Source organism: Devosia sp. MC521 (genome assembly GCF_014127105.1).
Lineage (GTDB): Bacteria > Pseudomonadota > Alphaproteobacteria > Rhizobiales > Devosiaceae > Devosia.
Map to the genome: position 1 here is coordinate 2,185,972 of NZ_CP059902.1, position 22,933 is coordinate 2,208,904.

The following is a 22,933-nucleotide window of genomic DNA, read 5'->3' on the forward strand; positions in this document are numbered from 1 at the left end:
AAACAGGAAGGCCGGGAGGTTTAGCTCCCGGACTTCCAATTGCATCAAGCCGCCTTAGTAAACGACCACAGAGCGAATGCTTTCGCCCTTATGCATCAGCTCAAAGCCCTTGTTGATGTCTTCGAGACGCAGCGTGTGGGTAATCATCGGATCGATTTCGATCTTGCCGTCGAGGTACCAATCAACAATCTTCGGCACATCCGTACGGCCCTTTGCACCACCGAAGGCAGTGCCCATCCAAGTGCGGCCTGTGACCAGCTGGAATGGACGGGTGGAAATTTCCTGACCTGCGCCAGCCACACCGATAACGACCGACTTACCCCAACCTCGATGGCTGCACTCGAGCGCCTGACGCATAACCTTGGTGTTACCCGTGCAGTCAAAAGTGTAGTCAGCGCCACCAATGAGATCGCCACGGCGCTTGGTCAAATTGGTGATGTAGGGAACAACATCTTCGCCAATCTCAAGCGGATTGACGAAGTGGGTCATGCCGAAGCGCTCACCCCATTCCTTCTTGGAATTGTTGATATCGACGCCAATGATCATATCCGCACCAGCAAGGCGTAGACCCTGGATCACATTGAGGCCGATACCGCCGAGACCGAACACAACAGCCGTCGCGCCGATCTCAACCTTAGCGGTATTGATCACCGCACCAATGCCAGTGGTCACACCGCAACCGACGTAGCAAACCTTATCGAAGGCCGCCGAGGAGTCGATCTTCGCCACCGCGATTTCTGGCATGACGGTGTAGTTCGAGAACGTCGAACACCCCATGTAGTGATAGATCGGCTTGCCTTCGAAGGAGAAGCGCGAGGTACCATCTGGCATCAAGCCCTGACCCTGGGTCGAACGGATCGAAGTGCAGAGATTGGTCTTACCCGAACGGCAAGCGTAACACTCACGGCATTCTGGCGTGTACAGCGGGATGACGTGGTCGCCCTTCTTGAGCGAAGTCACACCCGGACCAACGTCAACAACAACGCCTGCGCCTTCATGGCCAAGGATCGACGGGAAAATGCCTTCTGGGTCAGCGCCGCTCAGCGTGAAATCGTCAGTATGGCAAAGGCCAGTCGCCTTAATTTCGATGAGAACTTCGCCAGCCTTGGGGCCTTCGAGATCAACCTCGACAATTTCCAAGGGTTTGCCAGCGGCAAAGGCAACGGCTGCACGCGTCTTCATGTGAAGGGCCTCCAAAGATCGTTCGGCACATATAAGAACCGCATAGCTAGCAGCGACCGCCCCCAGCAACAAGTTCAAGCAGAACAAAAGCGCTCCCAGACCAACAGGCAAATACCACAAACGTCCGCAACCAAAACGTTACGCACAGTCAGCACAAGGCAGGTGCTGCTTAGATTTTTCCGAGGGCGATGACGATATTGACGGTGGCGGCAAACAGCGTGGTGTTGAAGAAATATGAAAAAACAGAATGACGCATCACCATCCGCCGCATCCCGTTGGACGTCACCTTTATGTCCGAGACCGCGAAGGCCGTAGCCAGCACATAAGAGAAATAGAGAAAGGTTGAAATGTCCGGCTCATCATCGCCGGGCACCTGCATATGCCGCTCACCTTCTCCATCATCATTCGGCCGATAATATTCATAGGCATAATGCAGCGCCGCCATAGTGTGGATGGTGAACCACCCCAAAACGACAGAACTCACGCTCGCCGCGACACCCCAAATGTCCGGCTCGTCGCCACCGTGCAGCGCCAGAAAAATCGACACGACTGACGCGACAACGACGATAAGCGTAACCAAGAAGATACCAGCAACAGGGGTATCCTCAGCGCTCGCGTGCGTCCGCAAATAGTGCCCGGTGAGATGCGGAATGCGCAACAAGGTCAGCAGCAGAAACACTGAGAACATGGCGATCGCCGCCAAGCTAAAGGCAAATGACGGCATCAGAAAAAGCGTAACAACAAGAACACCTATTCCGACCAAAAGGCTCACACTGAACGCCATATGGCGCGGCATTATCCGCTCAATAAAGGGTTTGGCCGCGCGCTGTGGCATTGGCAAATACAGTCCCACAAAATGAGAAGGCGCCGACCTGTGTCGACGCCCTTGTATAACGCGCTTAGCTCTTTAAGGCTCCCGGCCCCGGCGTCGCTCCGGGGGGTACCTTGCCCATGATGATCATGCCCAGGACTTCGTCCTTTGTCACATCTTCAGTCCGTGCTTCTCCGACCACCTGACCATTCTTCATGACCACCAGACGATCCGCCAAATCGAAGACATCGTGGATATCGTGACTGATAAGGAAAATCCCGATGCCGTCCGATTTGAGCTGTTTGATCAGCTCCCCCACCTGTGCCGTTTCTTGCGGCCCGAGTGCAGCGGTCGGCTCATCCATGATCAGAATGCGGGCGTTAAACAGAATAGCGCGAGCAATGGCCACCGATTGACGCTGACCACCGGACAGCGCCTTCACTGGCTCTTTAAAGCGACGGAAATTCGGATTGAGCCGCCCCATCACTTCACGCGCTTTGGATTCCATCGCCGCATCGTCAAGCGTACCGAGCGCAGTGGTAATCTCACGACCGAGGAAAAGATTGGCCGCAGCATCGACGTTATCTGCCACCGCTAGCTGCTGGTAGATGGTCTCGATGCCATAAGCTTTTGCATCGCGAGGATTGTTGATGCTGGCGCTTTGGCCTTTGATCTTAATCTCGCCGCTGTCGCGCTTATAGGCGCCGGACAAGATCTTGATCAGTGTCGACTTCCCCGCTCCGTTGTGACCAAGCAGCCCGACAACTTCGCCTTCATGGAGCGTCACCGAGGCCTGATCAACAGCGCGGATGCCGCCGAACGAGATAGAGATATCGGTCATTTCGACCAGTGGAGTTTTTGCATCCAACATGACCGCAACTCCTAAAGCTTGTTCCGGCGGTACAGCGTGTCGAGCCACACTGCGAACACCAAAACGATACCAACAACGATGGATTGCAGCGGGCTATCCATGCCCATAAGCACCATGCCGGACTGTAACGACTGCATTACCAATGCACCCAGCAAAGCACCGGCAATCGTGCCCACCCCACCTGCGAGGGACGTTCCGCCAATCACGGCAGCCGCAATGACATAGAGTTCATCGAGCGTACCAAGTGCATTGGTTGCGGCGTTCAGTCGGGCCGAGGAAATCGCCGCTGCAATGGCGCAGAGGCCACCCATCAGCATGAAAATCTTCACCGTCACCCAACGGGTATTGATCCCGGCGAGTTCCGCCGCTTCCGGATTGCCACCCATGGCATAGACGTAGCGACCAAAGCGCGTGCGAGTGGCAAGGAATGTCATCACCACGCCCACACCCAAAGCGATCAGCACTGGAATGGCGATGCCATGGGAAATGAACAACCCGCCTTCTGGTACAGTAATCCCATTCGCCTGCGCATAATTGGCGGCGATGCGTGTCGGCCACGGATAGCCATTGGCCACCAAAACTGCACCAATAGTTAGGCCGCAACCGATGACTGCCAAGGCAACTTCAGCCCAAATTGGCCGCTGTGGGAACTGGAACCGATGGCGCTGACGGCGACCAAGATAAAGCCCACCGACAATAGCCGCACAGGCCGCAAGACCGATCACCCAGCTCCAAAACGCCCCGACAGACCCAGAAGGGCCGCCGCCGATGAGCTGGAAAGTGGAATCCATCGGAGCCACAGTGCGCCCCGCCGTGACCCACCATGCAGCGCCCCGCCAGACGAGGTAGCCACCCAAGGTGACAATAAAGGCCGGCACACGCAGATAAGCGATAATTGCGCCCTGAATGGCCCCAATGCCAACACCACAGGCGAGGCCGATAACCAGCGAAAGCGACCAAATCATCGGATGGCCCAAGCCAAGACCGAGGTTGATCGGCAGGAACTGGGTCTGCGTCACGCCCATAATCATGCCGACCACACCAAGTATGGAGCCGACGGACAGATCAATATTGCGCGTCACGATCACCAGCACCATGCCAGTGACCATCACTGCCACAGACGCAGTTTGGACTGAGAGATTCCAAAGATTGCGCGGGGTCAGAAACAGACCACCTGAGAAAATATGAAAGCCGATCCAAATGATCGCCAAAGCGCCGACCATGCCCAGCAGACGCGTATCGATCTCCGTAGCCAGCAAGAACCTCTGAAGCGGGTTCTGCACATTGCTACTCGGATGTGAAATATTCGATGTGGCTGGTAAAACGGCCATCAACTTCCCCCATTAAGATGCGCCCCGGCGGACCGGGGCGCAACAGAGCGGTGATTGGAGGCGAATGCACCGCGCCTCCAACTCCGAGATGTAAGTAGATCAGCAGGCAGAGACCGAACCGGCAGCTACACCCTGACAAACAACGTCCTTAGAGACCCAGCCAGCGTCGATCACAACGTTGAGGTTGTCTTTGGTGATGGCGACAGGCGCGATGAAGAACGCGTTCATTTCGACGCCCTTTGGACCGCCGGAGAACGGCACAACGCCAGTCACTTCGTTCAGCGCCTTCCCACCAGCCAACTCGAGCGCCACTTCAGCGGCTTTCTTGCCAAGCTCACGTGCGTCTTTCCAAACCGAAACGGTCTGAGTGCCGAGCGCAATGCGATTGAGCGCAGCATGATCGCCGTCCTGCCCGGACACTGGTACAGAACCAGCGAGCCCCTGGGCGGCAAGAGCTGCAATCGCGCCACCGGCAGTGCCGTCATTCGAAGCGACAACGGCGTCGACTTCATTGTTATTGGCGGTCAGGAACTGCTCCATGTTCGCCTGAGCGACTTCCGGGTTCCAGTTGTCGGTATAGGCCTCGCCGACATTCTTGATCTTGCCAGCATCGATACCAGCCTTCAGCACTTCCATCTGGCCTTCGAACAGGAAGTCCGCGTTGGGGTCAGCCGAGTTGCCCTTGATGAAGACAAAATTGCCTTCCGCGACGACGGCAGCAACACCTGAAGCCTGTAGGCGGCCCACTTCCTTGTTATCGAAGGTGAGGTAAAAAGCGTCTGGATTTTCGATCAGACGGTCATAACCAACGACTGGAATGCCTTCAGCTACTGCTGCTGCCACCGCCGGCCCAACAGCTTCGCTGTCCTGCGCCAGAACGATGATAGCGTCAGCGCCCTGGCTGATCAGGCTTTCGATATCGGTGAGCTGCTTGGAAGCCGACGACTGCGCGTCAGCAGAAATATACTTCGCACCAGCGGCATCCAAGATACCCTTGATAGCGGCTTCGTCGGTTTTCCAGCGTTCTTCCTGGAAGTTATTCCAAGACACGCCAACGGTAATCTCATCCTGCGCAATGGCCGATCCGGCAAGCACAGTCGATGCAAGCAGAACTGCTGCAAACTTGTTCATATCTGTCCTCCCAATGGGCAGTTTTCTGCCCGTCTGCAGGCTGGCGGCATAACCCCAACCAGGCGCCGCTCCCTGCGCCATGAGCAATATTTTTACTGCTCGAAAAAACCTGTCGCATGCGACAACGTGACGTGTCAATCTGGAATCGGAGGGCGACACCTTTCCCCGGTCAAACAACGAATCGGGGTATGTCAGAAAGAATAAACAGGGAGAACTGTGCGTGGCGCGGACCGTCAGCGATAGCGATAGCCTGCGTCGGCAGAACCGCAGCCTGCTGCTTGGCGCACTGCGCGATCGCGGCCCTCAATCCCGCACGGTCCTAGCGACCACTACTGGCCTCAGCCACGCCAGCGTCACCGCCATCATGCAGGATCTGCTAGCGCAGAAGATTGTTACCGAATTGGTCAGCCAGAGCAGCAATGACAGCCGCTCGCGTGGTCGCCCTTCGACACTAGTCGGTTTTAAGCGCGATGCAGCCTATGGCGCGCTCTTTGAGATTGACGTCAATCGCTGCCGCCTGTCGCTCGTTGACTATAGTGGCGTACTCGTTGATCGGATCGAGACCGAACTTGGCCCCGCCAGTTTCAAGGACGCCCCGCCAGTACAGTTTATCGCAGAACGGTTGGCCGCACTCGAAAAACGCAATCCAAGCGCCTATGCCGCGCTACGCCGGATAGCCATATCGGTCCAAGGTATTCTGGTCCGCGATGGGACTGGACTTAAATGGTCACCGATAAAGCACTTCACTGGCAATGATATCACCACTGAACTCACTGGCTTAACCGGCCTGCCAGTGTCGCTACACAAGCGCGGTAGCCTGTTGGCCGAAGGCACACGTTGGGTTGATGAGCGTCTACAGGACGCAAGCATCGCAACGGTATTCATCGGCTCCACCGTTGCCATTGGGCTCAGCCTAGATCCCCATGCCACAGGACAAAGCAGTAACGGCGCCACCGAGTTCGGCCATATGAACCACAGCCCTGGCGGTGCCCTTTGCCGCTGTGGTGCCCGTGGGTGCATTGAGGCCTATGCCGCCGACTATGGCGTACTGCGCTCGGCTTTCTCGGTCCCCGACACTACGCCCCCGGCCCACTCTGTGCCTACGGCTCAATACGAGGCGCTGATTTCTCGGGCGCAACACGGTGATCGTGAAGCCATACACGCATTTGCCGTCGCCGGTCGCGCCATTGGCTACGGGCTCGCTCGCATGCTTTCCATGCACGACCCTAGCCACATCGTCATCGTCGGCCCGGGCGCACGCGCCTTGCCCTTGATGCAACATGAGATAGAAAACGCCCTACAAAGCGCCCTCGTCTGCCGCATAAATGGCATTCCTGAGCTGATCGTCCACATGGACGAAAAAGAACCCATCTTCCGCGGTCTGCAAATGAAAACGCTCCGCGACATCGATCACCTCGACTTCGCCCCACTCTCGACTTCCGATAGAATATTGGGCAAATAGTTGAGGCTTGCGAATAAAACGAACAAATCACTGCCATCGCGCAGAAAGTACTGAGGCGAAACTGGTGAACCATCCCGTTATTCCTGTCATTCTCGCTGGCGGTCAGGGCACACGTCTATGGCCGATGTCCCGCGCGGCACGCCCAAAGCAGTTTCTGCCGCTCACCGGAGAGAAAAGCCTCTATCAACTCACGCTTGAGCGCGTTGCACGGCCCGACGTTTATGCAGCGCCGATCGTCATCACCAATAGCGAGTATCGCTTCATCGTGGCCGAGCAGGCCGCGGAATGTCATCAGTCGCTTGCCGCAATTTTGCTTGAACCAGTGGCCCGAAACACAGCTGTCGCTATCGCGAGCGCCGCCGTTTATGCACGACAGAAGTTCGGTGAGGATGCAATCCTTCACATTCTGGCATCAGATCACGACATCGACGCATCGGCCGACTACTATAGCGCCGTGACGCGCGCGGCCAATGCTGCGCGTGCGGGCAAGCTCGTCACCTTTGGCATTGCCCCCACACATCCTGAAACGGGCTATGGCTATATCCAATCAGCAGCGAGTGTCGGTGCGGAAGCGCAGCCGGTTGACCGCTTTGTTGAAAAGCCAAACCTAGATCGTGCAACGGAAATGCTGGCAACAGGCGGATATCTTTGGAACTCCGGAATGTTCATGCTGGCCGCTCAAGCAATCCTTGAGGAGTGTGAAGCGCTAGCTCCTGAGACCTATAGAGCGGCCACAGACGCCGTGGCTTCTGCCAAGAGCGATCTCGATTTTGTTCGTCTCGATGAGGCTAGCTTCGCCCAAGCGCCGAACATTTCCATAGACTACGCTATCTTCGAGAAAACCAAAAAAGCGGCGGTCATAGCCGTAGATTTCGCATGGTCAGATCTCGGCAGCTGGGACGCCGTCTGGAAGAACAGTTCTCGTGACGCGTCTGGAAACCTTGTGCAAGGAAAAGCGACGCTCGAAAACGTATCGCAGTCCCTCGTTATTTCCGACCACGCCCACGTTGCGGTCAACGGCCTCGACAATGTCGCTGTAATCGCGACAAACGACGCCGTCTATGTCGGAAAACTATCCGAGGCGCAAAAGGTCGGCGACATCGTTAAACGCCTCCGCAAGGACGAGGCCACTGCTCCGCTCACTGAAATCCACCGAACGGCATACCGGCCTTGGGGTGGATATTCGTCGATCCTTAGCGGCGACCGTTTCCAAGTGAAGCGCCTGTTCGTTAAGCCGGGTAAAAAGCTGAGCTTGCAGAAGCATCACCACCGCGCTGAACATTGGATTGTGGTGCGCGGAACTGCGCTCGTCACCATCGACGGCACAGTCACGGAAATTTCGGAAAACCAGTCGATCTACTTGCCCCTCGGTTGCGTCCATCGCCTGGCGAACCCCGGCAAGATTCTATTGGAGTTGATCGAAGTTCAAACGGGCTCTTATTTAGGCGAGGATGACATCATCCGCATCGAAGACGAATTCGGTCGTAGCTAAAAATAAGGGGCGCCCAGGAGGTGCCCCTTATTTTAGAGCTTGAGGAAGATGTGAAGCTGATCCGCCAGCTCGACTGTCTCCCCTTCCGCTCCGTGCAATACCAATTCTGGCTGCCTCGGCACTTCAAATGGCGAGTCTATGCCGGTAAAATTCTTGATCTCCCCAGCCCGCGCCTTCTTGTAGAGACCCTTCGGGTCCCGTGCCTCACAGACCTCAATCGGCGTATCGACATAGACTTCGGTAAACTCGATATCGCCCGCTATCTCACGCGCCAACCGCCGTTCATTCTCAAAGGGTGAGATAAACGACACGAGTACAATCAGCCCGGCGTCCGCCATAAGCTTAGCCACTTCCGACACACGTCGGATGTTTTCTACTCGCGCCGCCTCAGTGAACCCAAGGTCCTTGTTGAGCCCGTGGCGAACATTGTCACCGTCCAAGATATAGGCGTGTCGGCCTTCGGCCGTCAGGCGTTTCTCCAGCAAATTGGCAATGGACGACTTTCCAGAGCCGGATAGCCCGGTGAACCAGATGATCCGCGGCTCCTGGCCCTTTAGACGCGCCCGCACCTCCCGGTTAACGTCAAAACTTTGATACGTCAGGTTTTGGGCTCGGCGAAGGCCAAAGTCGATCGTCCCCGCGGCCAGCGTCGCATTGCTCAAACGATCAATCAGAATAAACCCGCCCGTCACCGCGTTCGTCCCATACGGATCAAACGCAATCGCCTTATCCGTCGCCAGCGTCACCGTCGCGACTTCGTTGAGATCAACCTTTGTCGCTGCGGCGTGCTCCAGCGTATTGACGTTGGTGCGGTATTTGATGTCGGTAATCGTCGCAGGGACCAGCTGCCCACCGATTTTCAGCAAATAGGAACGCCCAGCAAAAGCGGGCTCTTCATGCATCCAGACCAGCCGCGCCTGAAACTGATTGGAAAACTCCGGTGTTTCCCCGGGCCGAGACAAGACCTCGCCACGCGACACCTCTACTTCACGATCCAGCACCAGCGTCACCGCCTGTCCGGCGCCTGCCTGGGAGAGGTCGCCATCCATAGTGACAATCCGGTTGATCACTGCGGGCTTACGCGATGAGGCAACCAAAACCTCGTCCCCCACCGCGATACTGCCCGTCGCTATCGTGCCTGAGAACCCGCGAAAATCGAGATTGGGCCGGTTCACCCATTGCACGGGAAATCGAAACTGGTCTGCACTCCGGTCCGACGAAACATTAATCGTCTCCAGATACGGCACCAGCGGCAGGCCCGTATACCAGGGCGTCTGCCCAATCGTGGTCACGATATTATCCCCTCGCAGTGCCGACACAGGAATGGCGGCCAGCGTCTTAAAGCCCAGAGTCTCAGCAAAGGCCCCGTATTCAGACACGATCCGATCAAACACCCCTTGGTCGTAATCCACCAAGTCGATCTTATTGACCACCAGCACCACGTGCTTCACGCCGATGAGCGAGAGAATAAAACTGTGGCGGCGCGTCTGAGTCAGCACGCCCTTGCGCGCATCGATCAGCACCAGCGCCAGATCCGCGTTCGAAGCCCCCGTCGCCATGTTGCGGGTATATTGCTCGTGCCCCGGCGTATCGGCGACAATGAACTTGCGCTTGTCGGTCGAGAAAAACCGATAGGCTACGTCAATAGTAATGCCTTGCTCCCGCTCAGCACCCAGCCCATCAACCAAGAGCGAAAAATCAATTCCCTCATCACCAACGCTGCGATTGCGCGACTCTTTCTTTAAGCTCGCCAACTGATCGTCCAAGATCTGCTGGCTGTCATAGAGCAACCGCCCAATCAGCGTCGATTTACCGTCATCCACGCTCCCACAGGTGAGGAAGCGCAGCAGCGATTTCTCCTTCTGCTGACCGAGCCAGATATCGAGATCATTCTCCGCAAGAGCCATAACAGCAGACATCAGAAATACCCTTCCTGCTTTTTCTTCTCCATCGACCCCACAGAGTCGCTGTCGATCAACCGCCCCTCACGTTCCGAGGTCCGGCTCGCCTGCATTTCCATGATGATACTGGGAAGGTCTGAGGCCGAAGATCGAATGGCGCCGGTGAGCGGATAGCAACCAAGCGTTCGGAACCGCACCACCTCTTCTTTCGGCGTCTCACCGGGCAACAATGGCAGGCGCTCATCATCGACCATGATCAGCGTGCCAGAGCGTTCCACCACCGGGCGCGCCTTAGCGAAATAGAGCGGCACAATTGGAATGTTCTCAGCGTAGATATAGGTCCACACGTCCAACTCGGTCCAATTGGAGATCGGAAATACGCGCATGCTCTCACCGGGATTGAGCCGCGTATTAAACGTCCGCCACAGCTCTGGTCGCTGGTTCTTCGGATCCCAAGCATGGGAAGCATTGCGATGCGAGAACACACGCTCCTTGGCACGCGATTTTTCTTCATCTCGCCGTGCCCCGCCAATCGCCGCATCATACTGCCCAGCAGTGAGCGCCTGACGCAGCGCCGCGGTTTTCATAATGTCAGTATAGCGCGACGAACCGTGATCGAAGGGATTGATCCCATCCCGGACACCATCCTGATTGGTGTGGCGGATCAGATCAAAGCCATAGTCCTCAGCCGTCTGATCTCGAAACGCGATCATTTCGCGGAACTTGAAAGTCGTATCGACGTGTAGGAGCGGGAAAGGAATCTTGCTTGGATAGAAAGCCTTGCGCGCCAAATGTAGCAGCACACTAGAATCCTTACCGATGGAGTACATCATCACGGGACGCTCGAAGCTCGCCGCAACCTCCCGCAGGATCTCAATACTTTCGGCTTCCAGGGCCTGCAGATGGGTTAGTCGTGTCGTCGTCACGTCGCATCCACTCCAAACTAATTACTGCCAACTCCAAGGCAGTAAACTTGGCCGGAAACTAGTGCCGAAACACCTCCATAGACAAGCCATCAACTCGCCCAAACCCTTTCATTACAATAGGTTGGAGCAAATTTGTGCAACACTTACTCAAGCCACAACAATCCAGTGCGGAACGCACCACAGTTAGATTACTCTTGATGCGCGATAGGCCCAGCGAACGAAAAAAAAGTTCTACCCAGCAAAAACGTGGACAGTGCGCGCATGCTATTGCCCTCACCAAAGCGAGGTGCTAATTCGCTGCCTGTGTGCCGGTATAGCTCAGTTGGTAGAGCACCTGATTTGTAATCAGGGGGTCAGGGGTTCGAAGCCTCTTGCCGGCACCAAAAATCCCAATGAAATCAATGGCCGATGCCACGCCCGACTGGGACGACTTGGCATTGGGACGACATTGGGACGACCGTCCGAGAATCAAGAATGGCCGCATCGATCCTTCTGTGGACAACCAAGCACCTGTGGCCGCTCACGAATTAGAGGAATTGCTATCCTGAGTAGTAATTTCTCGATCACTCCAGATCAGGAGCATTTTGGCAACTTCCGGTCACCTCTTGCGGTCAATGAATAGGACGTGCGCTGGACAAGCCGGAATTCCCGACTATTGATGAGGCCAGTCGTAATTCTGGGGGGGGACCACATGGACAAGATCCAAGAGATCGAATTCAAGCTCGACAACAAAACAGTGGTGCTATGCCACTTAATCGAGCGCGGCTACGTGTTCGACGTGGACATCATCTACCCTCCGCATGGCCAATGGGTAACGAAGACGTTGCATGAGAAGGCCATCAAGTTGGTGGCCGACAGGGCCTTTGAGGCGGCCGTGGCCGATGTGCTGAGCTACACTGCCGCCAATGGTCACGCCCTGATCGAAATCGACAACCCTTGCAACACTGAGTTCCTACAGAAACAGGATCAGATCGCGGTGCTGCAAACCCTTGGCCAGTCACTTCCGGTCAAGGTCAATGGACTTTGACGATCTCGTCGAGGCCGTAGCAGCTCCGGAAAAGCGAGCGGGGAAGGTCCCCGACGGCATCGAGCACAAGATGCACGAAGGCGCGGTTATGGTGGCCTATGCCATGCACTTGCTACGGACTTCGGGTGCAGACCACGTCCGAATCCATCCCGACGGCGAACATGGCAAGCGCTTCGATTTCACCGGCTGGCTAGCCCGCCGCGGCTTCGAGAAGGCCACGTCGACGGGGACGACCAGTTACGGTGGTGAATATCGGCACCCTGACGGCTGGCGCATTACGATCCACCCTTCCTCGGGCAAAGGCGATGTCGTGGCTGAGGTCGGCAACCACGTCATCTCCGCGGAGTGCAAAGGCGGTACTATCAACACCAGACACTCGGGCCAGGTATCTCGGCTCTACAAGGGGCTGTGCGAGACAGTGGGTCTCCTGATGGCCAGCGAAAGCCCTGGGCGCCAGGTAGCCGTCGTGCCATACACGGAGAGTACGCTACGCTTAGCGAAACGGATGGCCCCCAGATGTGCCCTGGCCGGCATAGAGCTGTCGCTGGTCGGCAGTCGGGGTGAGGTCATCGACGTGACGCCCGACTAGCACCAGAACTCGCGCCCGTTGGGCCAGCGCCGCGCCAGCCCCTCGGCGATCAGGATGTCCCCGACATCCGTGCCACCGATGCGAATCGTTGCCAGCACCCGCCCGTAGCGATCCTCGCCGCCGGCATCGACGGTGAACGAGTTGCCATTCAGGAGCTGCAGCAGCCGAGCACTGGCCCGATGCGCCAGCGCCACCTCGGCCTGGCCGCCGCAAATATCATTATAGGGCTCGGGCGTGTCGTAGCTCTCGAGCCGCAGGTTGACGCCCCGGAGCCAGATCGTGTCGCCATCGACGACGCACGTGATGCGCTCGCGACCGCACATGCGGAAGTTCTCGCGGAATTCCTGGCCGGACACCGGCAGCGTGCCGAGGGTGGTGGCGAACAGGGTGATGGCGGCGATGATGCGGGTACTGATCATGCTGGTGGGATAGCACAAATCCCAGTGTTGCTCACCACCCCCCATCGCCATCGGATTGAACCGAACGGGACGATGTCGCTTTGAACCACATAAGCATGGGCGCAAACGCCCCGGACGCGGTCGTCAAGGCCGATCCCGGTCGCTTAAACCGTATTAGCGCCCGTAGCCGTCGTCTTCGCCGCGCAGCGCAGCCTGGCGGCGCTCGACGAGCCCCCTGATGGCTGTGAGCATGCGCTCGAGCTCTTCGTCGACGTCGGGGCCCGTGTGCCGCACGACAGTTCGAATCGATGGCGAGCCGAGCAGCCGGCGCAGCTCCCCAGCATCGCCGGCGCGGATGACATAGACGCCAGCGCGCTGCTCGAGGTCGACGACGACAAGATTTTCTGCCAGCGGCAGCGCCTCCGGGATGATGTGCCGATCGCCATCGAGGGTGATCGCGAAGCTCCACTTCATCGTCCGTATCTATCGTCTTTATCGGCGTCTTCGGTGACCTCCGGCGGCGACCAGAACGGCGGCAGCGTGGCCAAGCGGGCTTGGATCTCGGGGAAACTGACAGGCATATACCCCCATGCATCGACCCCGACATCGAGCTGCTGGGAATTTCCCGGCATCTGATTGTGCGAGTGCCCGAACAACTGGATCGCCCCGTGGAACGACTTGTTCCAGGTCTTGCCGGCGTAGTGGTCGAGCACGATGCTGATGCCGTCGATCTTCAAGAAAGCACGGTGGTCCTTCGACGCCCACGGTAGATCGATGGTCGCTTCGTGGTCGTGGTTTCCGATGACGAGGCACTTGTCGCCGTTCAACGCGTCGAAGTACTCGCGGATCTGCGGTCCCTTCAGCCGCCAGTGAGCGAAGTCACCGACGACGTAGATCGTATCCTTCGGCGCGACGACACTGTTCCATGCGTCGATCATGAAGCGATCCATTTCGCCGACGGATGAGAACGGCCGGTTGCAGGTCTTGATGATGTTAGCATGGCCGAAGTGCGGATCGGCCGTGAACAGTGTCCTTCCGTGGGGCTTGGCATGCTTGTCGTGGCGCTTCGACATCGTGGGTTCTCCGGGGCTTGCAATCGATTATCAAAGCGAAGGATGAAACCTACCAGCGATTTCGCGTTCGCGGCGCTCAAGCTCGATACCGGCGGACGGTCGTTATGCTGACTTCCTCTGCTCGACGGGCTCGGCCAGGCTCTTGCGATATCTGACGAGGCCCAGCTGCCATGCGTGGATGCGCTGCCATGTCAGCTCTTCGAGATCGTCGGTGTTGAAGAACACCTGCTCGCAGACGGCAACGATCATGTCCTCGTCGGAGAAAGTGCCGACACCCGGGTCGACGGATCCAAGTTCGAGCATGATGGCCCGAGCGCTGCCATGGTCCAGACGGAAGCGGGGCTCACAGCTCAACGAGTAGTGCAAGCCGCGGGCGACGTGCTCGAGTATCCAGCGCGGCGTCGTGAGATGACGATTGGCCATCAGCTCGCGCCAGCCGGCGGTATTGCAGAACTCGCCTGCGAAGCGGGCCTCGCCCTGGTGGCGACGCTCGGCCATGCACTCGGCGTAGACAGGCCGGTAGCCCAAATCCTTGGCATGGGCATCGAGCCATGGCGCATCATCGAAAGCCGGATGGATCGTGTAGACACGCCCATCCGTGTGCCGCTCGAGTGCGAACATGTGCATCCAGCTCCGAGCCGACAGGCCCGGCCACGGGCCGTAGTTCGCGAGCGGGAGCGACGGGCCCGGCGGTTTCGCGGCGACGGCCGGCGCCGGCATGGATGCGAAGAGGTCGAGCTGACGGGGGGCGGGCTTTGTCTTGGTACCCATATCAAACCTCCTGATAGAGCCGGCGCCCGGTGACCCGACGCAGCCCGATGGCGCGCAGGATCGCCGGCGGGCAAGGTTTCGGACCGGCCTGGGCGGCATAGACGGTCTGCCTGGTGACGCCCCATGCCCGGGCAGCAGCGGCGGCAGTGTACTCGGACTCGATCGCCCCGGAGAAGTAGAACGACAGCCCGAGGGCCTTCGCGACCTGCTCGGCCATGGTGGTCTTGCCGCTGCCGGCCGGGCCGATCAGGGCGACGTTCTGGCGCGCGGCGATGCACTGCAGCACCAGCGGGAAGCGCTCATGATACGGGCCGTCCTCAAGGAGGACCTGCGGACCGCCCTTCAAGTTCACCTCGACCTGCGCGATGCCGATCTGGGAATGCTGGCGGACCAGCTCGGGCAGCTCGGCCTGCGTCACCACGCCTTCGCGGGCACCGGCGACGAGGACCTGCAGGAGCTGCTGGATGGCGCCGACGTCGAGCTCAGGTGCAGTGGTGGCAGCAGCCGGCGGTGGTAGCTGGCGGGTCTGCTTGGCTCGGTGCAGAAAAAGTAGTGCTGCCAAGTTGGCCGCCAGATCGCCCCAACCCTCTCGGGCATAGATCCGCATCTGGAGATCTTTGTGGTCGGCTCCTGCGCCAGCTGCCACCCGGATCGCATCGAAATCATCGCTGTCGCGATCCTCGGTCCGGCGGGCATTGTTGGCGTCGTCCAGGATGTCCCATGCCTTGCCAGCGCCGTCGAAAGAACCGATCTCGCGCAGCTCACGAAGATCCTGCACCGCTTCGTCCAGCGCCGCGGCGTCGACACCTGTGTACTCGGGTGCCTGGATCTCGATGCCTTCGGTGACGTCTCCCTCTTGGTCCAAACGAGAGCAGAAATCGACCCACCAATCGTGGCCGACGGGGGTCGCTTCCCACGGCCATGCCTTGACCAGATTCTTGATGAGTGTGGCGCAGCGGCCGGGTCCGAAGTTCGTGATTGCCATTCTGATAGTCTCCTGCCGGCGTCGCGGCGTGTTGGGTCTAGGCCGCGACGAGGCGGCGGGGTCTTAGGGGGTCCAGGAATAGAGGCCGACGACGGGGCGATCCCAGCCGGCGGCACGGAGCATGGGGAGCACCTCGGTGGTGCGGCCCTGGAACTCGGGCATCTGCTCGCCGTGCTGGTCGAAAACCAGCGTCATGCCATTTGTGAAATGGTAGACCTCAGCGATCTCACGGGTCAGATGGACGACAGCGGCATCGGCGAACGCGATCTCGGCCGGCGTCATGAAGCGGGGCTCCTCGCAGCACTCGATCATGACGCAAACTTCTTGAGCTGGGTGTCCTGATAGGACGCCAGAATCTTGCGGGCGACGCCGACGGCGGCGTCGTGGTTTGCGCTGCCGAAGCTGGCGCAGCACCAGTGCCCCCAAGGACTGTCCTTGCCGTCCCAGCCAACATTGTTGGGCTCGCTGGAATGGTCCGCATCCAGGCCCGTCATGTGCCGGCATGCTGCGACGATCGTGTCCTCGGACCATTCCAACGGAGCCCTGTCGCGGACCACCTTCGCTACATCGCGAGCGAACCTGTTCGACTTGATCTCGACGCGGCGGAGCGTCTTCGTCATCTCGTCGACGTCGGTCTGGTAGATCGTCTCCTTGACCGAGAGGCGCTCGAGGATCAGACGGTCGGCCTCGGCCATGAACGAGCCGAGCGTTGCCAGTTGACGGTCGATGTTCCTGCGGGTCTCAATCACCGTCTTTGCCCAGAGCGCCTCGGCAGCAGCCCGCTTCTCCGCACGTTGGGCGTCGACGACGATATCGTACGCGTCCTGCCGGGCACGCTGGGCAATGGCATCGGCCATCGAGGCCTGCAGGGCATCGAGGCGGTCCTGGTAGTCCACGACTGCAGAGGCGGCGTTCCAGACGACGTCGTATCCGGTGCTGCGGACTTTGATCGAGATCCCGCACGGACGGAGCACCGGCTTCCCGGCCGGCGTCCACAGCAGCCAGAACTGCTGGGTTGCTGGAGCTGCAAGCACGCCCGGGACAGTCTCAATCCAAGTGAGGTCAACGAGTTTCGGTGCGGCTCCCATCACCGTACCTCGATTTCCTCATCGCCGCGGCGGATGATCACCGAGCGACGGTCGGAGCCAGGACCGCTGGCGGGGGTGCCATTGCACTTGCCCGGTGCCCACTCGAGGACATCGCAGTCCTCATCATCGACCTCGTCCTCGTCGCGCTGGGCAGAGGCAGCGGCGTAGGCAGTCTCGGTTTGGATCTCGCGGATCAGGGCCTCGTCATCGGGCGTCATGGTGTAAGCGGTGCCGATATGAAGGTTTTTGAACTGCCGGTCGGAGACGTTGGACCAGTTGCCAACGCCGGCGGCGGCCATGACATGGGCGGCATCCTCCTCGCTGGGCAGGTCCTCCTCGGCGATCAAACCGGCATCGAAGGCAGCCTTGCGGGCCAATAGCTCGCGCTTGCGGCGCATGCGGTCGATCTCGAGAGTCAGCCCAGCGACCGTCTCAGTATCGACGGCCTCGATCCGCTCGAGGAGCTTCTCTCGGTCGCGGATGAGATCATGGACGAAGCCAACAAGGTCGATGCCCTGGGAAGCGTCCTCGTCGTCGTCGGAGAGGTTCTCATACAGCTCAGCGATGGTGCCGGCGCCGTAGCCGGTGGACTCCCCGAGCAGCCACATATCGATCTCGAACCTGCGACGTCCTCCCGTCAGAGATGCCACGCCGATCTGGACGTCGATCGACGTGAGAACGTCGCGCAGCCCGTGCAGCGTGCGGGTCGTATCGGCCAGATGGTCGATCGTGAAGCGATCGACGGGATGGCCGCGCTCGGCGGAGCCGTCGAAGGCCTTCACGGCATTTTCTTCCTCGGCGACGAGGTAGCCCTCGACGGAAAGAAGATGGTCGATCATCTCGTCCAGGTTCTCCTTCGAGAACGGGACATCCAGACAAGGCTTCGCCGTGGCGCCCGAAGGCGCGGAATTTTTCGTCATGGTGTTTGAGCTCCCCTGAGCTGGTTTGGCCGTTAAGGCCGGATGTCGTCAGTCATCAAGAAGTCGGGCCAGTCGATGTCGTCGATGGTTTCGACGGGAATGGTCACGGCCGGAGATGGGGCTGCTGCCTTCGTGGGCGTGAAGGTAGTGAACCCGCGCTGGGCGGTCGCTGGCGTAGGCCTGGAAGGTGCCTGAGCTGCCGGTTGGGGCTTGCCAGTGAAGGGGGTGAACATTCTAATTTCTGGTCCGATTTCGTGTTGACTTTTCCAGGATGGGGACAGCCAAAGCGGCTGTCAACCACCCGAAATCGGCCCAAAACGACCCGTTTGGGTGTGGTAACAACAATCCTTGGTCGGGTAACACTTTTATAGAAGCGACCCATGGATCGTTGCTCGCAAACCATTGGATTGAAATGGCAATCCAGCGTTTTTTGAGCTGTGGGAAAAATGCATCGCATTTGATGCTCATCGTAGTAGTCGGATATTTTTTCGCTTCGGGCGACTCAAGGTGGGCGCCGGAGGCTCGAAATGGGTCTCTTGGAACGATTTTGCGTTGGTGCATCGATTCGTCCTGGTTCCATGCGTGGCCGTCGGGCAAATTCTGCGGCGGGCCATGGCGGCGAAGGAGAGAGACGATGAAGAGCATTTTGGCAGCGATCGCGCGCGTGATGCGTGCAATGCGGGCGACGGCCTGGCGGTGGGTGCAGGTCGGTGGTCGGTGGATTCAGGAGATGATCCCAGGCGGTGCGCCGGAACCGGTTGGACCGTCCGCCGACGTCGTGGCCGAGGTTGAAGCCGCCCAGGCCGAGCCGTCAGCTAGGGCGGTTGACGACATAGGACCCGTGAAGACCTTGGCGCGTCTGATGTGGGCCGGCGTCGCACTTCGTCCGGAGCACATGGAAGGCATCACGGAGCGAGAGCTCGACTGGCTTCGCGTTCTCGACCAGGGAATGCTGCACACACTGGCGGTTGCGGACAAAGAACAGATCGATGCTCACATGCGCGGCCGCGCTCCCATCAAGGGAATGCTGCCGTTCGATCCCGCAGCGGTCGAGGACATGAAGCGGGCTCAGGCCATGCCGGTGCCGACGGATGGCAGGCGCACGCTGCGCGAGATGCTCGAGGCCGAGGGCCTGCGCCCCTGACCGAACAAGATCATCGAAAAGGAAAAGGGCCCGTCGGCATCACCGGCGGGCCCTTTACATTGGGTATATCTCGATCAGCCGATCGGCGTGTCGAGCAAGCGGTTCAGGCGGTCGAGCTCGAGCTGCAGCGCCATGCGCTTGCGCGTCTCGTCGTCCAGCGCGATCTGGGTATGCGTGAGCTTGTTGCGGGTCTCGCGCAACGCCCGCGTCAGCAGCGTGACGTCGGCGGCCTGCTCGTTGATGATCCCCTGCGCGACGGCCGTGGACTGACGCAGCTCGCGGCGATGGGCGATGTCGAGGCCGATCAGTTCGTCTGAAAACATGTGTCGCTCCTTCAGAAGTCGATGCTGCCGTCGTCATTAACCCGGATCCCTTCAGAAATGACGGATCCGATTGACGGCATTCGATGCAATTTGCTGGGCATGCCGAATGCAGAGCGCAGCACGGTGACGTTGGTGGCGTCGGCGACGCCCCGCATCGGTGCTGCCACCTTCCGTGGCCTGCCCCTCTTCTTCGCCGGCGTGGCCTTGGTCCAGCCAGAGGCTTCATGAGCGTGCTGCGCCCTTATCGCGTCCTCGAGCGGCGTCGGCGACGGCATGACGAGCAGCATGAGCACGTCGCGATATTTCCCGTTCGGGTTCCGAATCGTCGCAGTGCGGCGGGCTTCGAACTGGAAGGTGATGCCGCAGGCCTCGAAGGCGTCATTGGCGACGGGTTCAAGGTATCTCTGGATCACGACCGACGGGCGCGAGGCATCCACGCCCAGGAACCGGCCGAGCTCCTCAAACGTGAGGCGAACGGCGATTCGATCGGGCGCCCAGGAGTAGGTGTTCCTAAACGTCGCCCCCATGGCATGCTGCGCCAGCATTCGCATGACGATATCGAGCGTGGACCGATACCGGGCAACGGCCAGGAGGCGCAGCGGCAGCGCGATGGACGGCTTGCCCGGGGAGAACAGGTCCACGACCCGTCGGTCGATCACCCATGTCATCTCGTCGTCCAGCGTGGCGCGGATCACCGAATCTTTGCGGTACATCGCCGTCGGCATCGGCAGCAGCTCGTCGATGCCCATGACGGAGTGGCGAAGGCGGTCGAACCGGGCGATCTCGACGTCGATGGTGCTGCGTCGGGTCCTGCCCAAGGCTTGACGGACGCGATTGTCGGGGATGCGATAATGGTCGTCGTCGCGCTTGTCGTCGGGCGACCGTGCCGCCAGCCACGCGGCGGCGATGGCATAGGACACGTCCCGGGCGGTCAATGCGTCCCCATCGAATACGAGCCTTGCGGCGGTCTCCAAAGGCACGTCCAAGTGCGGTGGCAAAATCGTCATGATGGTCTCCCCAGACCGGCGTAAAGGCACCCCTGAGCGTCGAGCGAATAAATCGAAACGCAGCGGCATAAACCAATATGAGGTCAAGTCACGGAAGAAACAAGCGTTTTCCGTTTTGGTTATGTTAACGCGCACACAAATGAAATATGCGCACCTACATCAAATACTTGTTTTTACTGACCTATTTGCCCTTCATTATGTTAGTGCGTCGTCCCCTATAGAAGAAAGAAGGAAAAGAGCTCTCTCACGCGTTTAGGAATCCGACTCCGAGAATAGGAATCGGATGTCGATATCGGTGACGGTCCACGGCTCCAGGAATCCGTCTCCTGGAGCAGGTATCGGGTGACGATCCAGGCATCCGACTCCCGGAGCAGATGCCCGTCCTCGAGCCCCGTAGTCGGTCCACGGGTCCAAGGTAACCGATTCCCATGTTCCCGTCGGCCCACCGCTCCACCCCGTTGACGACGACAGCACCCGTTCATCCACGTGATGGCATGTCCGATACCGCCTCTTCCGTCATCGAAATGCTTCCCCTTTCGACTCCTGGAACCCAGCGAAGCTTTCTCCCCGCCTCACCGGGGCGCCGGGCTCTTGCAGGGCTTTCTTTCCGCCCAAATTCGACGCCGGGGCTTGCCGAGCCTTTTCGATCCACGCCGGCGGTGGGGGGTTGTCCCATGCATGATGTCGTCACAAGATCCAGGCATGGTCAAAGACGTCACACAGCATGGATCGGCGAGAGCAGCGGAGCAGAAGCGACGCGCTGCCGATCGTGCACGGGCATACCGTTTGCGGAAGAAGGTCCGTGGCGTGCCGCTGGCCAGGGCCATCGATGAGGCGGTGGCAGAGGCGGTGGCGTTCCACATCGCCAAGGGTGGTGGTGTCAACATTGCGGGCAAGATGCTGCTCAAGACCGCTCGACTGATCCTCGAGCGGGATGGATACGACCCCGAGAAGGCGGCCGTGGCGGTCGCGGCCAGGATGGTGCTGACCCGGGACGAGTTCTCTTGGCCGGATCGCTTCCCGACGTTGAAGCCGGGCAAGGCCGAGCACTTCCGAGAGACCGAGGCCGGGGGTTGGACCACGCCGCTGCCGACGGTACTCAAGCACATGGCGTCGATCTGACCTTGTTCGTCGTCACGACCTCAATGCTGCGACACCCCCGTTACTGGATCAAATGTCGTCACCCATTCGGCGTTACGGCGTCACTTGTGCCTCGCCGACGGGTCGGTTAAAGTTCTCGGACCAATATAACCATTGACCTTCAAGGGGCTGGCTTCGCGCCAGCCCTCTTTTTTTGGTCGCTTCCCTTGACCTACGTGTTTCAGAAACCGCGTATTCTGTTCGATGCAGATCACCGCGGTTACTCAGCATGGCCAGATCCAGGAATTCGCCAGCGCCATGGCGGCGCTCGGTGCTGGGCATGAGCGCGGCGTCGCATTCGCGCTCAATGGCGTTGCCAAGGATGCGAAGGCCAAGCTGACCAAGGTGCTGCGCGAAAGCATCCGCAAGCGTGCGATCGAGCGCATTCGCTGCGTGGAGTTCGTGCTGACATACGTGCTCTACGAGACCACGACCGGGATCACCCTCAAGAATCGCGTCCGCGTCGAGATGCCATGGCACGACGGCACCACCAGGGCCGTCGTCGGCAAAGTCATCGGTACGAAGAAGAAGTGGGACGCCGAAGAAGGCGGCACGATGCAGATCACCATCGGCGTTTCCGTCGGCACCGGCACCGCCGGCAGCACGCCCCACGGCCATCGCGCGCCGTATGGGCCGACCAAGAACTATCTCTGGGACTACGTCGGCGTGGCCGATCCCGAGCCCGTCTACGGCGTCGAGGGCGACACGGAGTACGTCATCGATGCCGACGCGCTGCGGGTGCCCGTCGATGCCCGCCAGCTCTCGAACGCCGGCTATGCCGTCCTGGGCCCGGTCGTGAAGCTGAACGAGGCCGGCGACCAGATCCATGCCGCCAATGGCGCCGGGCTGTCGCAGCGCTCGCCGTCCAAGGAGATCCAGCGTCGGCCGACATACGTGCGCGTCCAGTTCCGCGACCTGGGTTCGGACGTCCCGTTCGAGCGGCAGATCTTCATCGCCGGCGAGATGCTCACGACGGACATGGGAATCGATCTGACTGGAGGGGACGATCTATGAGCGACAGGCTCACCAGACTGATCCGCATGACGGCCCGGAACGAGGACCAGCGCCGGTCCCGGTATCTCACCAAGCCGTCGCGCCTCATCCCCGTCGGCGGCCGCTTCGAGGCCATCGACGGCCGCGACCTCAAGCCCGGCAGCGAGCCCATCGCCACCGGCTATGGCATCACGCCCGGCGTCGTCACGGATGTCGGCGGCGTGCCCATGTCGATTCTGAACTTCCAGACCACGGCGTGGTGGACCGATGCCGACAACAACGAGATGGGCGCCGTGATCGGGGGCAAGCGCCCCGAGAGGACCGCCGCTCTCGACCCATTCTCCAACTTCAATCCCGAGGACTGACAC

26 protein-coding genes and 1 tRNA gene are annotated in these 22,933 nt (G+C 59.5%); 10 read left to right on the plus strand and 17 right to left on the minus strand.

What is annotated here, in order from left to right; all coding sequences use genetic code 11:
* Positions 1 to 54 precede the first annotated feature (54 nt).
* The 5 genes from H4N61_RS10440 to xylF form a co-directional block, all read right to left on the minus strand.
* Positions 55 to 1,182, minus strand: a complete 1,128-nt coding sequence (locus tag H4N61_RS10440; RefSeq protein WP_169194987.1) for an S-(hydroxymethyl)glutathione dehydrogenase/class III alcohol dehydrogenase — start codon at positions 1,180 to 1,182, stop codon at positions 55 to 57.
* Positions 1,183 to 1,351: 169 nt separating this feature from the next.
* Positions 1,352 to 2,017, minus strand: coding sequence for a DUF1345 domain-containing protein (locus H4N61_RS10445; RefSeq protein ID WP_169194988.1), 666 nt, complete (start codon positions 2,015 to 2,017; stop codon positions 1,352 to 1,354).
* 64 nt (positions 2,018 to 2,081) lie between these two features.
* Positions 2,082 to 2,864: an ATP-binding cassette domain-containing protein gene (locus tag H4N61_RS10450; RefSeq protein ID WP_169194989.1), complete on the minus strand. Its 783-nt coding sequence runs from the start codon at positions 2,862 to 2,864 to the stop codon at positions 2,082 to 2,084.
* An 11-nt stretch (positions 2,865 to 2,875) separates the two neighbouring features.
* Positions 2,876 to 4,195: a sugar ABC transporter permease gene (locus tag H4N61_RS10455; RefSeq protein WP_169194990.1), complete on the minus strand. Its 1,320-nt coding sequence runs from the start codon at positions 4,193 to 4,195 to the stop codon at positions 2,876 to 2,878.
* 99 nt (positions 4,196 to 4,294) lie between these two features.
* Positions 4,295 to 5,326, minus strand: coding sequence for a D-xylose ABC transporter substrate-binding protein (xylF, locus tag H4N61_RS10460; RefSeq protein WP_169194991.1), 1,032 nt, complete (start codon positions 5,324 to 5,326; stop codon positions 4,295 to 4,297).
* A 220-nt stretch (positions 5,327 to 5,546) separates the two neighbouring features.
* On the opposite strand from xylF, the gene H4N61_RS10465 reads away from it, so the two are divergent.
* A complete protein-coding gene (locus H4N61_RS10465; RefSeq protein ID WP_182393925.1) occupies positions 5,547 to 6,788 on the plus strand; it encodes an ROK family protein in 1,242 nt (413 codons plus the stop codon).
* Between the two features lie 64 nt (positions 6,789 to 6,852).
* On the plus strand, positions 6,853 to 8,280 hold the full coding sequence (locus H4N61_RS10470) for a mannose-1-phosphate guanylyltransferase/mannose-6-phosphate isomerase (RefSeq protein ID WP_169194993.1): 1,428 nt from the start codon (positions 6,853 to 6,855) through the stop codon (positions 8,278 to 8,280).
* A gap of 32 nt (positions 8,281 to 8,312) precedes the next feature.
* Here the strand turns inward: H4N61_RS10470 and cysN are convergent, their stop codons facing one another.
* Positions 8,313 to 10,199: a sulfate adenylyltransferase subunit CysN gene (gene cysN / locus H4N61_RS10475; RefSeq protein WP_182393926.1), complete on the minus strand. Its 1,887-nt coding sequence runs from the start codon at positions 10,197 to 10,199 to the stop codon at positions 8,313 to 8,315.
* Positions 10,199 to 11,107, minus strand: a complete 909-nt coding sequence (gene cysD, locus H4N61_RS10480; protein ID WP_182393927.1) for a sulfate adenylyltransferase subunit CysD — start codon at positions 11,105 to 11,107, stop codon at positions 10,199 to 10,201. Before cysD ends, cysN begins: the two co-directional genes overlap by 1 nt.
* Positions 11,108 to 11,414: 307 nt before the next feature.
* On the opposite strand from cysD, the gene H4N61_RS10485 reads away from it, so the two are divergent.
* The 3 genes from H4N61_RS10485 to H4N61_RS10495 all read left to right on the plus strand — a co-directional run bounded on the left by H4N61_RS10485 (position 11,415) and on the right by H4N61_RS10495 (position 12,723).
* Positions 11,415 to 11,490: transfer RNA gene (locus H4N61_RS10485), tRNA-Thr, on the plus strand.
* 308 nt (positions 11,491 to 11,798) lie between these two features.
* Positions 11,799 to 12,134, plus strand: coding sequence for a hypothetical protein (locus H4N61_RS10490; RefSeq protein WP_182393928.1), 336 nt, complete (start codon positions 11,799 to 11,801; stop codon positions 12,132 to 12,134).
* Complete coding sequence (locus tag H4N61_RS10495; RefSeq protein ID WP_182393929.1) at positions 12,124 to 12,723, plus strand: hypothetical protein; 600 nt, start codon at positions 12,124 to 12,126, stop codon at positions 12,721 to 12,723. Before H4N61_RS10490 ends, H4N61_RS10495 begins: the two co-directional genes overlap by 11 nt.
* Here H4N61_RS10495 and H4N61_RS10500 read toward each other — a convergent pair.
* From H4N61_RS10500 to H4N61_RS10535, 8 genes are all read right to left on the minus strand, one after another.
* The gene (locus H4N61_RS10500) at positions 12,720 to 13,142 is read right to left on the minus strand and encodes a thermonuclease family protein (protein ID WP_248306504.1); all 423 of its coding nucleotides are present in this window, start codon (positions 13,140 to 13,142) and stop codon (positions 12,720 to 12,722) included. The two genes, H4N61_RS10495 and H4N61_RS10500, sit on opposite strands and share 4 nt — an antisense overlap.
* Positions 13,143 to 13,295: 153 nt before the next feature.
* The gene (locus H4N61_RS10505) at positions 13,296 to 13,595 is read right to left on the minus strand and encodes a hypothetical protein (protein WP_182393930.1); all 300 of its coding nucleotides are present in this window, start codon (positions 13,593 to 13,595) and stop codon (positions 13,296 to 13,298) included.
* Entirely contained in the window at positions 13,592 to 14,194 is a 603-nt protein-coding gene (locus H4N61_RS10510) for a metallophosphoesterase (RefSeq protein ID WP_182393931.1), read from the minus strand. The genes H4N61_RS10505 and H4N61_RS10510 overlap by 4 nt, the downstream gene beginning before the upstream one ends.
* Positions 14,195 to 14,296: 102 nt before the next feature.
* Positions 14,297 to 14,965, minus strand: a complete 669-nt coding sequence (locus H4N61_RS10515; RefSeq protein WP_182393932.1) for a hypothetical protein — start codon at positions 14,963 to 14,965, stop codon at positions 14,297 to 14,299.
* Position 14,966: 1 nt separating this feature from the next.
* Positions 14,967 to 15,950: an AAA family ATPase gene (locus tag H4N61_RS10520; RefSeq protein ID WP_182393933.1), complete on the minus strand. Its 984-nt coding sequence runs from the start codon at positions 15,948 to 15,950 to the stop codon at positions 14,967 to 14,969.
* 63 nt (positions 15,951 to 16,013) lie between these two features.
* Positions 16,014 to 16,232 (minus strand): hypothetical protein, encoded by a 219-nt coding sequence (locus tag H4N61_RS10525; RefSeq protein ID WP_182393934.1) that lies wholly within the window; start codon positions 16,230 to 16,232, stop codon positions 16,014 to 16,016.
* Between the two features lie 26 nt (positions 16,233 to 16,258).
* Positions 16,259 to 16,984: a hypothetical protein gene (locus H4N61_RS10530; protein ID WP_182393935.1), complete on the minus strand. Its 726-nt coding sequence runs from the start codon at positions 16,982 to 16,984 to the stop codon at positions 16,259 to 16,261.
* Between the two features lie 53 nt (positions 16,985 to 17,037).
* Positions 17,038 to 17,958: a hypothetical protein gene (locus H4N61_RS10535; protein ID WP_182393936.1), complete on the minus strand. Its 921-nt coding sequence runs from the start codon at positions 17,956 to 17,958 to the stop codon at positions 17,038 to 17,040.
* Positions 17,959 to 18,000: 42 nt separating this feature from the next.
* Here H4N61_RS10535 and H4N61_RS10540 point away from each other — a divergent pair, with 42 nt between their 5' ends.
* Together H4N61_RS10540 and H4N61_RS10545 are read left to right on the plus strand one after the other, a co-directional pair.
* Positions 18,001 to 18,153: a hypothetical protein gene (locus tag H4N61_RS10540; RefSeq protein WP_182393937.1), complete on the plus strand. Its 153-nt coding sequence runs from the start codon at positions 18,001 to 18,003 to the stop codon at positions 18,151 to 18,153.
* Between the two features lie 439 nt (positions 18,154 to 18,592).
* A complete protein-coding gene (locus H4N61_RS10545) occupies positions 18,593 to 19,102 on the plus strand; it encodes a hypothetical protein (RefSeq protein WP_182393938.1) in 510 nt (169 codons plus the stop codon).
* A 74-nt stretch (positions 19,103 to 19,176) separates the two neighbouring features.
* On the opposite strand, the gene H4N61_RS10550 is transcribed toward H4N61_RS10545, so the two are convergent.
* Both H4N61_RS10550 and H4N61_RS10555 read right to left on the minus strand, forming a co-directional pair.
* Positions 19,177 to 19,425 carry a hypothetical protein gene (locus H4N61_RS10550; RefSeq protein ID WP_182393939.1) on the minus strand — a complete coding sequence of 83 codons (249 nt, stop codon included), beginning with the start codon at positions 19,423 to 19,425 and terminating at the stop codon, positions 19,177 to 19,179.
* An 11-nt stretch (positions 19,426 to 19,436) separates the two neighbouring features.
* Complete coding sequence (locus H4N61_RS10555) at positions 19,437 to 20,432, minus strand: hypothetical protein (protein WP_182393940.1); 996 nt, start codon at positions 20,430 to 20,432, stop codon at positions 19,437 to 19,439.
* Positions 20,433 to 21,134: 702 nt separating this feature from the next.
* Between H4N61_RS10555 and H4N61_RS10560 the strand changes: the two genes are divergently transcribed.
* From H4N61_RS10560 to H4N61_RS10570, 3 genes are all read left to right on the plus strand, one after another.
* A complete protein-coding gene (locus H4N61_RS10560) occupies positions 21,135 to 21,554 on the plus strand; it encodes a hypothetical protein (RefSeq protein WP_182393941.1) in 420 nt (139 codons plus the stop codon).
* A gap of 222 nt (positions 21,555 to 21,776) precedes the next feature.
* Positions 21,777 to 22,586 (plus strand): hypothetical protein, encoded by an 810-nt coding sequence (locus H4N61_RS10565; RefSeq protein WP_182393942.1) that lies wholly within the window; start codon positions 21,777 to 21,779, stop codon positions 22,584 to 22,586.
* Positions 22,583 to 22,930 (plus strand): hypothetical protein, encoded by a 348-nt coding sequence (locus H4N61_RS10570; protein WP_182393943.1) that lies wholly within the window; start codon positions 22,583 to 22,585, stop codon positions 22,928 to 22,930. The genes H4N61_RS10565 and H4N61_RS10570 overlap by 4 nt, the downstream gene beginning before the upstream one ends.
* Positions 22,931 to 22,933: the final 3 nt, after the last annotated feature.

Excerpts from the sequence above, each read along its gene's own strand:
- H4N61_RS10440 (WP_169194987.1), bottom strand. The coding sequence starts at position 1,182 with ATGAAGACGCGTGCAGCCGTTGCCTTTGCCGCTGGCAAACCCTTGGAA.
- H4N61_RS10445 (WP_169194988.1), bottom strand. The coding sequence starts at position 2,017 with ATGCCACAGCGCGCGGCCAAACCCTTTATTGAGCGGATAATGCCGCGC.
- H4N61_RS10450 (WP_169194989.1), bottom strand. The coding sequence starts at position 2,864 with ATGTTGGATGCAAAAACTCCACTGGTCGAAATGACCGATATCTCTATC.
- H4N61_RS10455 (WP_169194990.1), bottom strand. The coding sequence starts at position 4,195 with ATGGCCGTTTTACCAGCCACATCGAATATTTCACATCCGAGTAGCAAT.
- xylF (WP_169194991.1), bottom strand. The coding sequence starts at position 5,326 with ATGAACAAGTTTGCAGCAGTTCTGCTTGCATCGACTGTGCTTGCCGGA.
- cysN (WP_182393926.1), bottom strand. The coding sequence starts at position 10,199 with ATGTCTGCTGTTATGGCTCTTGCGGAGAATGATCTCGATATCTGGCTC.
- H4N61_RS10490 (WP_182393928.1), top strand. The coding sequence starts at position 11,799 with ATGGACAAGATCCAAGAGATCGAATTCAAGCTCGACAACAAAACAGTG.
- H4N61_RS10495 (WP_182393929.1), top strand. The coding sequence starts at position 12,124 with ATGGACTTTGACGATCTCGTCGAGGCCGTAGCAGCTCCGGAAAAGCGA.
- H4N61_RS10500 (WP_248306504.1), bottom strand. The coding sequence starts at position 13,142 with ATGATCAGTACCCGCATCATCGCCGCCATCACCCTGTTCGCCACCACC.
- H4N61_RS10505 (WP_182393930.1), bottom strand. The coding sequence starts at position 13,595 with ATGAAGTGGAGCTTCGCGATCACCCTCGATGGCGATCGGCACATCATC.
- H4N61_RS10510 (WP_182393931.1), bottom strand. The coding sequence starts at position 14,194 with ATGTCGAAGCGCCACGACAAGCATGCCAAGCCCCACGGAAGGACACTG.
- H4N61_RS10515 (WP_182393932.1), bottom strand. The coding sequence starts at position 14,965 with ATGGGTACCAAGACAAAGCCCGCCCCCCGTCAGCTCGACCTCTTCGCA.
- H4N61_RS10520 (WP_182393933.1), bottom strand. The coding sequence starts at position 15,950 with ATGGCAATCACGAACTTCGGACCCGGCCGCTGCGCCACACTCATCAAG.
- H4N61_RS10525 (WP_182393934.1), bottom strand. The coding sequence starts at position 16,232 with ATGACGCCGGCCGAGATCGCGTTCGCCGATGCCGCTGTCGTCCATCTG.
- H4N61_RS10535 (WP_182393936.1), bottom strand. The coding sequence starts at position 17,958 with ATGACGAAAAATTCCGCGCCTTCGGGCGCCACGGCGAAGCCTTGTCTG.
- H4N61_RS10540 (WP_182393937.1), top strand. The coding sequence starts at position 18,001 with ATGTCGTCAGTCATCAAGAAGTCGGGCCAGTCGATGTCGTCGATGGTT.
- H4N61_RS10545 (WP_182393938.1), top strand. The coding sequence starts at position 18,593 with ATGAAGAGCATTTTGGCAGCGATCGCGCGCGTGATGCGTGCAATGCGG.
- H4N61_RS10550 (WP_182393939.1), bottom strand. The coding sequence starts at position 19,425 with ATGTTTTCAGACGAACTGATCGGCCTCGACATCGCCCATCGCCGCGAG.
- H4N61_RS10555 (WP_182393940.1), bottom strand. The coding sequence starts at position 20,432 with ATGACGATTTTGCCACCGCACTTGGACGTGCCTTTGGAGACCGCCGCA.
- H4N61_RS10560 (WP_182393941.1), top strand. The coding sequence starts at position 21,135 with ATGGTCAAAGACGTCACACAGCATGGATCGGCGAGAGCAGCGGAGCAG.
- H4N61_RS10565 (WP_182393942.1), top strand. The coding sequence starts at position 21,777 with ATGCAGATCACCGCGGTTACTCAGCATGGCCAGATCCAGGAATTCGCC.
- H4N61_RS10570 (WP_182393943.1), top strand. The coding sequence starts at position 22,583 with ATGAGCGACAGGCTCACCAGACTGATCCGCATGACGGCCCGGAACGAG.